Source organism: Streptococcus suis (assembly GCF_002964045.1).
Lineage (GTDB): Bacteria > Bacillota > Bacilli > Lactobacillales > Streptococcaceae > Streptococcus > Streptococcus suis_U.
This window is the reverse complement of the sequence record NZ_POPB01000317.1, coordinates 68,216-82,394: the sequence shown is the minus strand read 5'-3', so window position 1 is coordinate 82,394 and position 14,179 is coordinate 68,216. Positions and strand designations below refer to the sequence as shown.

The 14,179-nt window shown below is 41.6% G+C and carries 5 protein-coding genes and 1 riboswitch; all 5 genes read right to left on the bottom strand.

The genetic code is table 11. From position 1 onward, the window contains the following. Nucleotides 1–383: 383 nt before the first annotated feature. Nucleotides 384–9,650 (bottom strand): Ig-like domain-containing protein, encoded by a 9,267-nt coding sequence (locus C1E99_RS05840; protein WP_161951159.1) that lies wholly within the window; start codon nt 9,648–9,650, stop codon nt 384–386. Nucleotides 9,651–9,936: 286 nt separating this feature from the next. Further along, a complete protein-coding gene (locus C1E99_RS05835; RefSeq protein WP_105206922.1) occupies nt 9,937–10,590 on the bottom strand; it encodes a phosphatase PAP2 family protein in 654 nt (217 codons plus the stop codon). Nucleotides 10,591–10,613: 23 nt separating this feature from the next. Beyond that, nucleotides 10,614–11,171 carry an ECF transporter S component gene (locus C1E99_RS05830; RefSeq protein WP_105206921.1) on the bottom strand — a complete coding sequence of 186 codons (558 nt, stop codon included), beginning with the start codon at nt 11,169–11,171 and terminating at the stop codon, nt 10,614–10,616. Nucleotides 11,172–11,227: 56 nt separating this feature from the next. After that, a riboswitch (FMN riboswitch) is annotated at nt 11,228–11,443 on the bottom strand. A gap of 53 nt (nt 11,444–11,496) precedes the next feature. Then, a complete protein-coding gene (locus C1E99_RS05825) occupies nt 11,497–12,039 on the bottom strand; it encodes a tRNA (cytidine(34)-2'-O)-methyltransferase (protein ID WP_105206920.1) in 543 nt (180 codons plus the stop codon). A 245-nt stretch (nt 12,040–12,284) separates the two neighbouring features. After that, nucleotides 12,285–14,060, bottom strand: a complete 1,776-nt coding sequence (locus C1E99_RS05820; RefSeq protein ID WP_105206919.1) for an oligopeptide ABC transporter substrate-binding protein — start codon at nt 14,058–14,060, stop codon at nt 12,285–12,287. Nucleotides 14,061–14,179 lie beyond the last annotated feature (119 nt).

Genomic DNA, 14,179 nt, shown 5'->3' with positions numbered 1-14,179 from the left:
TGTTCATAGTGCAGTACCTTATCCAAGATTATTTCCATTACTTCATGGTTGATAGATTGGAAAAATGTGACTTCCACCTTTCCGAGGCGAATTTTCATCAGAATATCGTTTCTACCTTTCTTCTCAAAGTGTCTAGTTTTGGGAACAGTCAATGGGACGATGGGCTGTGACATAATAAATCCTCCAGTTTTGTTTTTCTAACAGTATACTGGAGGAGGGAGTGAGTAGATAGATACCTTGTTATTGGGCGGTTACCCTTGTTATTGGGCGGTTACTTTTTATTCTTTACATTCTCCATTTTGACAATCCAAAAAGGACTCCGAAAAATTTCGGAGTCCCTTTTATTTTCGTATTAAATTTGTAGAATAAGTTACTAACTAAAATTATTCTTCTTCTTTTCTACGACGTTTAAATGCAAGTAAACCTAGTCCTGAAAGGGCCACAAGTCCGATCAAGCTCATTGCGCCTGATTCTTCACCTGTTTTTGGTAAAACAGCTTGCTTGTTATCTTCCGTTGCTTCTTTAACTGCTCCAGAAACATTGTTTACTGTGTTTCCTTGTGAAGCTGTTTCAGAAGTTGATTTAGAGATTACTTCTTCAGTTCCGCTATTTGCAGAATTGCCATTCTCAGTACCAGTTTCTGTTGTTCCTGTTGATGAACCTTTTGAAACTACGGTTACAATTGCTGAAGTTGATGTGTTTCCTGCACCATCTGTTGCTGTTGCAGTCACTTTATCGCCTTCTTTAAGTTCAACACCTGCTGGAACATCAACTGTAAAGTTTCCGTTCTCATCTGCTGTTGTTGTCACTGTAGAACCGTCTGGGAAGGTTACTGTGATAGTTGAACCTGGTTCTGCTGTGCCTGTGATAGTCTTATCACCAGCCTTCGGCGTATTGACAATTGGTGCTTCCGGTGCTGTAGTATCAGTATTAGGGGTTACTGTATCAGTACCTGAGATTGTGTCAACTGAGCCATCTGGGTAGGTGATCGTCACTGAACCGTCATTGCCAACAACGATTGTTGTACCACTTGGAAGACCTGGGTTGGACTTCTCTACTTCTTCTTTAACTTTAGCTTTTTCATCTTCAGTCAAGTTGTTCGTATCGGCAACCGGTGTCTTAGTTGGGTTAGTTACATCGTTCTTCTCTGCATCCGTTTGTGGAACTGGAGTAGTTGTAACAACTGTATCAGCACCTGGAATGATATCAATTGAGCCATCTGGGTAAGTGATTGTTACTGAGCCACCATTGCTTACTTCGATTGTTGTACCACTTGGAAGACCTGGGTTGGACTTCTCTACTTCTTCCTTAACTTTAGCTTTTTCTTCTTCAGTCAAGTTGTTCGTATCCGCAACCGGTGTCTTAGCTGGGTTAGTAATTCCATTCTTCTCTGCATCCGTTTGTGGAGTTGGAGTTGTTGGAACTACAGCATCAGTAGCTGGAATGATATCGATTGAACCATCTGGGTAAGTAATCGTTACTGAGCCACCATTGCTTACTTCGATTGTCGTACCTGTTGGAAGACCTGGGTTAGACTTCTCTACTTCTTCCTTAACTTTAGCTTTTTCTTCTTCAGTCAAGTTGTTGGTATCTGCAACTGGAGTCTTAGTTGGGTTAGTAATACCGTTCTTCTCTGCATCCGTTTGTGGAGTTGGAGTAGTTGGAACGACTGCATCGACACCTGGAATGATATCAATTGAGCCATCTGGATAGGTGATAGTTACTGATCCACCATTTCCAACTACGATTGTTGTACCTGTTGGAAGATCTGGGTTTGACTTCTCAACCTCTTCCTTAACTTTTGCTTTTTCTTCTTCAGTCAAGTTGTTAGTATCAGCAACCGGTGTCTTAGCTGGGTTTGTTACATCGTTCTTCTCTGCATCCGTTTGTGGAACTGGTGTAGTTGTAACAACTGTATCAGCACCTGGAATGGTATCAATAGAGCCATCTGGGTAAGTGATTGTTACTGAACCACCATTTCCAACTACGATTGTTGTACCTGCTGGAAGATCTGGGTTTGACTTCTCTACTTCTTCCTTAACTTTAGCTTTTTCATCTTCAGTTAAGTTGTTGGTATCGGCAACCGGTGTCTTAGTTGGGTTAGTAATTCCGTTTTTCTCTGCATCCGTTTGTGGAACTGGAGTAGTTGGAACAACTGTATCAGCACCTGGAATGATATCAATTGAGCCATCTGGGTAAGTAATCGTTACTGAGCCACCATTGCTTACTTCGATTGTTGTACCTGTTGGAAGATCTGGGTTTGACTTCTCAACCTCTTCCTTAACTTTAGCTTTTTCATCTTCAGTCAAGTTGTTGGTATCGCCAACTGGGGTCTTAGTTGGGTTTGTAATGCCGTTCTTCTCTGCATCCGTTTGTGGAGTTGGTTCGAACGGAGGTTCTGTAGCAACAGTTTCATTACCTGGGATGGTATCAACTGAGCCATCTGGATATGTGACTGTTACAGTTCCATCATTTCCTACCTCTACAGTAGTACCTGTTGGGAGGTCTGGATTTGATTTCTCAACTTCTTCCTTAACTTTTGCTTTTTCTTCTTCAGTCAAGTTATTAGTATCGCCAACTGGAGTCTTAGTTGGATTGGTCAAATCGTTCTTCTCTGCATCCGTTTGTAGAGTTGGAGTCGTACCAATTACTGTTACAGTGCCAGTAAGAGTATCTGTTGAACCATCTGGATATGTGATAGTAGCTGTTCCGTCATTTCCAACTGTAATTGTTGTACCTGTTGGTAGGTCTGGATTTGATTTCTCAACCTCTTCCTTGACTTTAGCTTTTTCGTCGTCAGTCAAGTTGTTGGTATCTGCAACTGGTGTCTTAGTTGGATTTGCCAAATCATTCTTCTCTGCATCCGTTTGTGGAGTTGGAGTTGTACCAATTACTGTTACTGTACCTGTAAGCGTATCTGTAGAACCATCTGGATAAGTGATAGTCGCCGTGCCATCATTTCCAACTGTGATTGTTGTACCACTTGGAAGGTCTGGGTTGGATTTCTCTACTTCTTCCTTGACTTTAGCTTTTTCGTCGTCAGTCAAGTTATTAACATCAGTAACTGGGGTCTTAGTTGGATTGGTCAAATCGTTCTTCTCTGCATCCGTTTGTGGAGTTGGAGTAGTTGAAACGACTGTATCAGTACCTGGGATTGTATCAACTGAGCCATCTGGGTAAGTGACTGTTACCGTTCCGTCGTTACCAACTGTTACTTCTGTACCTGTTGGAAGACCTGGGTTAGCTTTCTCAACTTCTTCCTTAACTTTAGCTTTTTCGTCTTCAGTCAAGTTATTAGTATCGCCAACTGGGGTCTTAATTGGATTGGTCAAATCGTTCTTCTCTGCATCCGTTTGTGGAGTTGGAGTAGTTGAAACGACTGTATCAGTACCTGGAATTGTGTCAACTGATCCATCTGGGTATGTAACTGTTACTGTTCCGTCGTTACCAACTGTTACTTCTGTTCCTGTTGGTAGGTCTGGATTAGCTTTCTCAACTTCTTCTTTAACTTTAGCTTTCTCGTCATCAGTCAAGTTGTTTGGATCTTCAACTGGTGTTACGGCTGGAGTATTTGGTGTGTTCTCATCCGCATCTGATGGGTTAGCTGTTGTTGTAGTTTCTGTTGGTGTTGAAGTGTTACCTGCTTCATCTGTAGCTGTTGCAGTTACCTTGTCGCCTTCTTTAAGTTCAACACCTGCTGGTACGTCAACTGTGTAGTTACCGTCTTCATCTGCAGTTGTTGTTACAGTTGAACCATCTGGGAAGGTTACAATTACTGTTGCACCTGGTTCTGTTGTACCAGTTACTGTTGTGTCACCTTCTTTTGGTGCGTTAACAACTGGTGCTTCTGGTGCTGTTGTATCTGTAATTGGAGTTACAGTATCAGTACCTGGAATTGTATCAACTGAGCCATCTGGGTATGTAACTGTTACTGTTCCGTCGTTACCAACTGTGACTTCTGTTCCTGTTGGTAGGTCTGGATTAGCTTTCTCAACTTCTTCTTTAACTTTAGCTTTCTCATCATCAGTCAAGTTGTTTGGATCTTCAACTGGGGTTACGGCTGGAGTATTTGGTGTGTTCTCATCCGCATCTGATGGGTTAGCTGTTGTTGTAGTTTCTGTTGGTGTTGAAGTGTTACCTGCTTCATCTGTAGCTGTTGCAGTTACCTTGTCGCCTTCTTTAAGCTCAACACCTGCTGGTACGTCAACTGTGTAGTTACCGTCTTCATCTGCAGTTGTTGTTACAGTTGAACCGTCTGGGAAGTTCACTGTTACTGTAGCACCTGGTTCAGTTGTACCTGTTACTGTTGTGTCACCTTCTTTTGGTGCATTAACAACTGGTGCTTCTGGTGCTGTTGTATCTGTAATTGGAGTTACAGTATCAGTACCTGGAATGGTGTCAACTGATCCATCTGGGAATGTAACTGTCACTGTTCCGTCGTTACCAACTGTGACTTCTGTTCCTGTTGGTAGGTCTGGATTAGCTTTCTCAACTTCTTCTTTAACTTTAGCTTTCTCATCATCAGTCAAGTTGTTTGGATCTTCAACTGGGGTTACGGCTGGAGTATTTGGTGTGTTCTCATCCGCATCTGATGGGTTAGCTGTTGTTGTAGCTTCTGTTGGTGTTGAAGTGTTACCTGCTTCGTCAGTAGCTGTCGCAGTTACTTTGTCGCCTTCTTTAAGCTCAACACCTGCTGGGACGTCAACTGTGTAGTTTCCGTTTTCGTCAGCTGTTGTTGTTACAGTTGAACCATCTGGGAAGGTTACAGTTACTGTTGCACCTGGTTCTGTTGTACCTGTTACTGTTGTGTCACCTTCTTTTGGTGCGTTTACAACTGGTGCTTCTGGGGCTGTCGTATCTGGAGTAGCTGTTGTTGTAGCTTCTGTTGGTGTTGAAGTGTTACCTGCTTCATCTGTAGCTGTCGCAGTTACCTTGTCGCCTTCTTTAAGCTCAACATCTGCTGGGACGTCAACTGTGTAGTTACCGTTTTCGTCAGCTGTTGTTGTTACAGTTGAACCGTCTGGGAAGGTTACGGTGACTGTAGCACCTGGTTCTGTTGTACCAGTTACTGTTGTATCACCTTCTTTTGGTGCGTTTACAACTGGTGCTTCTGGGGCTGTCGTATCTGGAGTAGCTGTTGTTGTAGTTTCTGTTGGTGTTGATGTGTTACCTGCTTCGTCTGTTGCTTTTGCAGAAACTTTATCACCTTCTTTAAGCTCTACGCCTGCTGGTACGTCAACTTTATAGTTGCCGTTTTCGTCAGCTGTTGTTGTAACTTCAGTTCCATCTGGGAAGGTTACTGTGACTGTTGCGCCTGGTTCGGTTGTACCTGTTACAGTTGTGTCACCTGCTTTTGGTGCGTTGACTACTGGTGCTTCTGGTGCTGTGGTGTCTGCCGGGGTTGGATCGTTCTTAGCTGTATCTGTTGATGGGCTTGATGTATTACCTGCTTCATCTTTCGATACTGCTGATACTGGTGAACCATCTTGAACTTTATCTGCTGGGATAGTTACCGCACCTGTTGTTGGATCTACAGTCACACCTGAATCAGTTGGAACTGTCCAGTTTCCGTCTTCACCTTTTGTGACTGGTACTGTCTTCTTAGTTCCATCTTCATCTGTGTAAGTGATTTCTACTGTCTTAGTATCGTCACCTGCTGTTGTTGATGGAGTTACAGTTACTGATCCATCGTCATTAGCTTTTACAGTTGGTGCTTCTGGTGCTGTGGTGTCTGCTGGAGTTGGATCGTTCTTAGCTGTATCTGTTGATGGGCTTGATGTATTACCTGCTTCATCTTTCGATACTGCTGATACTGGTGAACCATCTTGAACTTTATCTGCTGGGATAGTTACCGCACCTGTTGTTGGATCTACAGTCACACCTGAATCAGTTGGAACTGTCCAGTTTCCGTCTTCACCTTTTGTGACTGGTACTGTCTTCTTAGTTCCATCTTCATCTGTGTAAGTGATTTCTACTGTCTTAGTATCGTCACCAGCTGTGGTTGATGGAGTTACTGTTACTGAGCCATCTTCGTTGGCAACTACTGTTGGTGATTCTGGAGCGGTCGTGTCTGGATTGTTCTTAGCAGTGTCTGTTGCTGGGTTTGATGTGTTGCTTGCTTCATCAGTTGATGTAGCAGAAACTGTTGAACCATCTTGAACTTTATTCGCTGGTATAGTCACTGCACCTGTGGTTGCATCAACTGTCACGCCTGAATCTGCTGGAACTGACCATGTGCCATCGTCTGCTTTAGTAACAGTTACAGTTTGAGTTGTTCCATTTTCATCAGTATAAGTGATGTCTGTCGTCTTAGTATCATCGCCAGCTTTTTGTGATGGTGTTACTGTTACTGAGCCATCTTCGTTAGCAACTACTGTTGGTGATTCTGGAGCTGTTGTATCTGGATTGTTCTTAGCAGTGTCTGTTGCTGGGTTTGAGGTGTTGCCTGCTTCATCAGTTGATGTGGCAGAAACTGTTGAACCATCTTGAACTTTGTCAGCTGGGATAGTCACTGCTCCTGTAGTAGGATCTACAGTTACACCTGAATCTGCTGGTACTGTCCATGTGCCATCATCTTCTTTAGTAACAGTTACTGTTTGAGATGTACCTGTTTCATCAGTATAAGTGATGTCTGTTGTCTTAGTATCATCACCGGCTGTAGTTGATGGTTTTACGGTTACTGTACCATCTTCATTAGCTTCTACTGATGGGGTTTCTGGGGCTGTTGTGTCTGTGAATTTCACAGTTACCCAGTTATAGATATCTTGACCGTAAATGTTACGAGTTTGTACTCTTACTTCATACTCACCAGTTGTTGGAAGTGTGTCGACAGTTGCCTCTGTAACATCTGCGCTTCCAACCGCACGGTAACCAACGACTGTACGAGTGTACTCTGTATCTGGCACTGTTGGAACATTATTACCAGTGTTAGGGAAAGCATCACTTGTAGTTGCAATAGCCAACTTAGCAAAGATTTCATCTTCAGTAACTGCTGTACCTTCTTCTTTTTCGATTGAAGTTGTATCGACTTCTTTATCGGTATAAGCATACGTGTAGAAAGCGTTACTTGTTGCTCTTGCACCGTCATCATCTGTCACTATTACGCGTCGAGTGTAAGAACCACCCGCTGCATGGGCAAAGGAACCTTCCAATTTACCATCTGTCCCAAGTGTCAAGTTGCTACCAAGTGTTGTCATTGGGCTGTTAGCATCATCATAAGAAACGCTAACAATCGTACCATCTGCATCGGACATAGCAATTGTAGCAGTAGCGTTGTCTTTATTGGCTACTGGGGCTGCAGTAGTTGCACCAGTTTCAGTTTCAGTTGTACCCTCAGTTGTACCAAAAACAAAGAGATACTTGTTTGTAGCTTGGGTTGTCTTCAACTGAGTTCCATCTGTACCAATGCTATCAATAGTTGGTGATTGGTTAGGTGCAGCAGTATAAGGTACAAAGTAAAGGTTAACAACATTTGTATCTGTTGCTGAGTTAATAGTTGAATCCAAAGCAACAACACGTGTGCGTGCATAAATTTGACGCTGTGTTACAGAGTTTACCAACTGTTTACCTGATGGGATATCATCACTTGTAATTGTAATTTCACCCGCACCATTTTTAGCATCAATAGTGATAGTGTCAGTTGTATTTGTCTTATCAACATCCAAAGGAATCGTCTCACCACCACCAAGGTGAGTTGGGTTAACAAGATCAAGGTACTGAACAAGGTTTCCATTCTCATATGCAAGGTAGTCCTTATAGTAGAAACCATCTGCACCAGTTGAATCCCCTGTACCGTAGTAATTGTCAGCAGTTGAATTAACAATACCTGTTTCCAACTTTTCTTTTTCATCACCATTAAGAGTACGGTTAGATGAATCTACTGGATTAGCAACAAGAAGTTTTAGGATTTCATTGGCATTGAATGAAGTCGTATCATCTGCATCGTAGTAGTAAATGATGGATTTTCCGTCCTCACTCCAAGTGAAACCTTTATCATTACGACCTGTAACAGATGGTTGAGTCCATGCTAGTTTGTAGTCGTTTTGAATGTCTAAGTCTTCTTTCAAGACCGCACCATAAGTACCACTAACGACATCATTATTATCAGACTTAAACTGTGCTGCACCACCGGCAATATAATCCAATGGTTTTGAATCATCTACGATTGGTGTACGATAAGATACAACCCATCGAGTCAAACGGTTAGTACGACGATTAGAATTCAAGACGTAGTATTCGGATTGAGAATTATTAAGAATCGCATCTGAACCACTAAAGCCTGTACGATCAATAGCTGATAAAATATGGTTTTGATTACCATATTTTACCGCATTAACTCCTCCTTCATTCAAAGGTTTTTTATCGAAATAACCGTTACCGATTGGGCCAATATTAGGGGCGATTCCTCCTGCAGAACCTTCACCATCTGGCCAAGAATTGCTTGTTGATTGAACAGTACCATCTTGATTATATTGTGTTACAACTAGATCTTCCATAGCTCCAACAGATTTTGGAATTGTGAAGAAGTAGTTATAGTAGTTCAAGTTTACATAGTTATTGTTAAACTCATGTGTCCAGTATACGTAACCATCTCTGATTTCATAGTTTGAAACGACGTTTGCCGCAGTACCAGTTCCACGGTCTGACTCAATTGTTGTCCCTGTAGTATTCAAGGCAACTGTCAAGTTCCCATCTTCATCTACTTTAAGCATTTCATCAGCAAGCGCCAAAGTGCTTGCTTTCACTGTTTCAACTTGGCTATCTACTTGCTCTTGCGTTGCTGAAGCATCTTCTAAAACAATAATTGAGTTGTCAATAGTCTCTTGAGTTGAAGTTGCTGCTGCTTCAAGCTCAGTATTACCTGCTTGAGTTGTTGCGACTTGGCGCAAAGCTTCATCTGAAAGGACAATAGCTTCTGAAATGACTTGCTCAAGAACTGTTTTGTTTGCAAGTTGAGATTCAGCAATCTCTTCTTCTTCAGATTTCTTAACAACAGCAAATGACAAGATGTTAATTTGGTTCTCTGAAATTTGCTGAGTCAATGAGTAAGCTTGTTCTGTAGCCAATTCATAACCTGCAGGAACATCCGTTGCTGCAACAGTAAGAGTTGATGTTGCGACAGCATCTGTTGTATCTGTTGCAACAATATTTGCAGTCTTACCTACAACTTCGCCTGTTGAAGTTGTGTATTGAACCTCATAGCCGATATAAGCTGTACGGTTAGCAATTGCAGTTTCTGATGCTGAAACTGTTGCGCTCACTTCTGATACAGCTTCTACAGTTGTTGAACTTGCAGTTTCTGATGAAGCCGCCTCTGAACTTGCAACTGAAGCAGATTCTGAGTTTTCTGAAGTCGCCGCTTCTGATGTTGTTGAAGCTAGTTCAGAAACAACTGAAGATGCCACTGTTGATGTAGCAACAGTTTCTGATGCTACTTCTGATGTTGCAGTTGTAGATGATGCTACTTCTGATACTGCTGTGGAGGTGGCCGCTTCAGAATCAGCTTCTTCGCTTACTGCAGTTGAATCTTGTGCTTGATCAACTGTAGTAGCTTCTGTAATGATTGTTTCAGCACCCGCAACATTAGTAGTTGCTCCAAGTGTGAACACTAATGCACATCCAAAGAGAAAATGCTTTCCTTTCTTAATCATGCGCCAGTTCTTTTGCTGGCTGTTTTTTCTATTGAAATACATAGAAACCCCTTACTTTTTTATTTGTAGTAATTCTACACAGTTTTATCTTAACACACCCCCCCCCGATTTACAAGTAATATGTTCTCTTTTTTGGAAATATATTTTCTTTTCAAAAAACTTCAAAACATTGATATATCAACCTTCTAGGAGCCATATATATCAAACTGTAACAACGACCGTTTTCATGTTTTCAGAAAACATTATGTTGATATACTAAAAACCTCCCGTTCCCGGAAGGTTTTGTTTATTTCTGTTTACTTTGAAAACGCCATTCAAAACGTTTTTGATCATAAAATGGATACATGACCTGCAAGAGAGTGAGGGCTAGGAGCCAACCTCCGATAATATCTGTAGGATAATGAACTCCGATATAGATTCGCGAAATGGCAACTAACATGGCTAGAACGATTAAACCAACTTGTAGAACAAGTTTTGCCAATCCTTGCTTCATACGTTGTTGGATAACAATCACTACTGCTCCTGCAATCATCATGGTTGAGGCGGTATGCCAGCTCGGGAATGAATAACCAATGGTATCGATGAGCCATTCGATGCTAGGTCGTGGGCGTTGGTAGACATATTTCAGGGCTGTTGATGCCACCCCCATTGCCGCAAAACTAGAAAGTAGGAAAAAGGCTTCCATCTTCCACCTTTTGTAATAATAGAAGATAGCAGACAATATAAGGGTAATCGCCAAAATAATAACGGTGTTCCCGATGACAGTAATAGAAGTCCAAAACTGAGTCGCTCCACTAGGAAGATTTCCGCGAATAGCGGATTGGATAGCTGAGTCAAAACCAGTTAAGCTACTTGGGTAGAACTTGGCTACGTATCCCAAGATAACAAAGGCTAGAGCCAAGAAGGATGCATTTCGTAAGTGGATTTGTTTATTTTTCATATAGGTAGTTTACCCCAAAAAGGTTAAACTTTCTTTAAAATAGGCTGAGCTGCCTTGTAGCAAATATAGAAAATAATGGAAAGGACCACTCCTTGCAAGAGATTAAATGGCAAAACCATAAAGAGTAGGTAATTGGTCAATCCTAAGATTTCCTTAATATCAAAGTTTGCAAAGGCTGCATATAAGGGAACAGCATAGACATAGTTCAAGACAAGCATGGCTAGTGTTGAACCAAGTGTAGCTACCCCTGCTGTTTTTAGATAATTTTTGACAGTCTGGTCATTTTTCCAGAAATATGAAACGGCTAGAATAAAGATTGCCATGACTGCGATATTCATCGGTAACCCAATGATGGTTGATGCCCCTTGATTATTTAAGATCAATTTGAGAAGGGTCCGAAGCAAGAGAATAGCAAAGCTAGACTTTACATCTAAAATAAGCAGACCAAATAAAATTGGTACTAGTGAAAAATCTACTTCCAGGAAACTTGCCGTTGGAATCAAGGGAAATTTCAAGTACATCAGTAGAAATGAAAGGGTTGAAAGAATGGCGATTATCGTCATTTTTCGAGTGTTTGTCATAAAGGTTCCTCCAATTTTGAAAATTGAAGAAGCTTAGAAGGACAGTACAAACTGCACTTCGTCTTCTCCCATCCAGACTTTACTGTCGGTTGTGGAGTTGCACCACATCAGCTTTCGCTCGCAGACTTCCAACGGTCTATTTTGTTCAAATACAGCGTTAGCTCATCTCGACATACATTCAGTATAGTCTTCGAATCGCTGCCTAGTCTTAAAACAAAATAGCCACGTTTTACACTGCCGGTCGGGAATCTCACCCTGCCCTGAAGACTCTTTCATCATACCAAAAAAGCCCTGCAAGTGCAAGGCTTTGAATCATTTTCAAAACTTATTTTAGTTTATCTTCATCATAGGTATGGACCAACTCTAAGCCCATAAAGTTTTGCTGACGAAGGGCTTCATAGACAATCATACATACCGTATTGGAGACATTGAGACTACGAACATGCTCATCATTCATGGGAATCCGAATAGCTTTCTCTGGATGCGTTCGCATAAAATCTTCTGGTAAGCCCTTGTCTTCACGACCAAAGAGGAAGAAATGAATCCCCTCCTGATAACTCTCTTCGGAATAGGTTTTGTCCGCAAACTTAGATACCAAATGGACCTGGCCATGCTTGCTGGCATAGTCCATAAATGAGGCCAGATTTTCATAAAAACGAACATCCAACTTATCCCAATAATCCAAGCCAGCACGTTTCATCTTGCGGTCATCAATTGGAAAACCCATGGGCTTGATGATATGAAGGGGGCTGTTGGTCGCGGCACAGGTCCGAGCTATATTCCCTGTATTCTGGGGAATTTGTGGCTCAAACAAGACAATGTGGTTCTTGGCAGTCTCTTCTGTATACTGTAATTCTTCAATATTCATACTTTTCATTTCCTCAAACTAGATATGCAACGATTCGGACAAAAAAATAGCCACACTGCCCGGAGTCAAGCTCAGCAAACAGCATGGTGAATGATGATTCATTCACTTAACTCACAACAGGTTTGAGTTAAATCAATGAAATCGTGTTTATATTGTAGCTTAAAGAAGGCTGAAAATCAAGTGTTTTGCTCTATTTTTTCAAAAAAATTGAAAAAAACAGAGCCCATCTGGACTCTGTCAGAGAATTATTGTGCAGCAACACCTTTTTCAGCTGTCAATTCAATCTTTTCAGGACTTGACTTGCTGTCCGAACCGATGTAAACGTCATAGTATTTAACCCGTTTGTTTACGGCAGTAATGCTTTCACGTTCGAGGGTTGGAATAGCAAATGCTTGCTCAAAGGCATATTCTTGCCAAGCCTTGTAATTCGCAATATTCTTCGCTTCATCAAATGATTCTGCAGAAGCAATCTTGTTTAAGAGAGCTGTATTCTCATCAGAAACGAAACGAGTATAGTTATACATAGCTTCAGGTCCCCACAAAGAAGTTGGATCTGGATCAAGACCAGCAATCCAAGCCGCGAGGTAAACATCAATTCCCTCGTCATTGGCCGCAATGGATTCATAGAAGGTGTTATATTCGATGGTTCTTCCAGTGTAAAGCTCCACATTCAGACCAATTTCCTTCCACCAGGTCAGGTATTGTTGCACCATGGTTTCCTGCGTTTCAGTTGATTTCTGAGCAGCGACACTGATCTTCAGCGGTTTGCCATTGGCATCTTCACGGATTCCGTCACCATCGACATCCTTGTAACCAGCTTCATCTAGCAATTGTTTAGCTTTTTCAGGGTCATAGCTATAACCTGCTAAGTTCGCATCATGCACATCGCCAAAGAAGGAAATGATGAGTGAGTTGGTTGGGTGATACAAGCCATTGTATAATTTTTCGCCGATAGCAGTATTATCCAAGGCATAGCCCATAGCCTGACGCAATTTGACATTGTTCATCTTAGCGTCTGGATTGGTCACGTTTTTGCCACTTGCTTCATCATATTTACCAAGATTGAAGCCGATATAGTTGTAGATACCTTCTAAGCTACCTAGCAAGGTAATGTTAGACAAATCTTTGTAAGATTCATATTGATCTGTCGGCATTTCAGCCAAATCATAGTTTCCGGCTTTCATCTCAGAAACGATGGTGTCTGGAGAAACGATATCAATCTTGTAACTATCTAGCTTAACTTTTCCTTTGAAGTAATATTCATTTGGTACATAGGTAACTGATTCGCCGCTGACAATTTCCTTGACCTTGTAAGGTCCCATCCCAACAACTTTGGCAGTACGAGCGTAGTCACTTGATTCCCAATCTTTGACCGCAATATCCTTGAAAATATGCTTGGGCATAACCAATTCAGGAACTCCACCACCTGCATACATCATAGAAGGCGACATCTCTTTGACAGTCAGAACAACTGTATAGTCGTCAACTTTCTTGACGCCAGAAATTTCACTGGCTGTTCCTGCCTGTAGCTCTTCAAAACCAACAATATTGGTGTAGGTTGTATCAGCACGAACACCTGTATAATCAGGACTAGCTAACTGCTCAATCGTGAAAATATAGTCATCGATAGTAAATGGCTGACCATCTGACCACTTGTAATCCTTGCCTGTCAAACTAACAGTGACAGTCTTGGCATCCACATCAAATTCAGCCTTGGCAAGTCCTGAATCATCCAATTTACGGTCTGCATTATAGCCAAACATAGAAATATCAACCATAGAGGCAAACGGAGCATCCACTCCCGTCTGAGCAAGCTCATCTAACAAAATACCTGTGGATGGTGCAGAAGCAACCAAAGCATACTTAAACTGCCCGCCACTGATTGCCTGACCTTCATGTGTCACTTCCGACTCAAAAGATAAATCAATTGTGCTCGTGCTTTCTTTACTTTGACAAGCTGCTAATATTGCTAGGGAAAGCAAGCTAACCCCTGCAAGAGCAAATTTCTTCATTTTTTTCATATCTCTACCCCTTTATATTATTTCAATTAGTATAGCACATTTTAGAATATTTATGCAAGATTCTTTTAAAGAAAATTCGTTATTTGCTAATGATGTTAGTATGATATTATGAATAAATC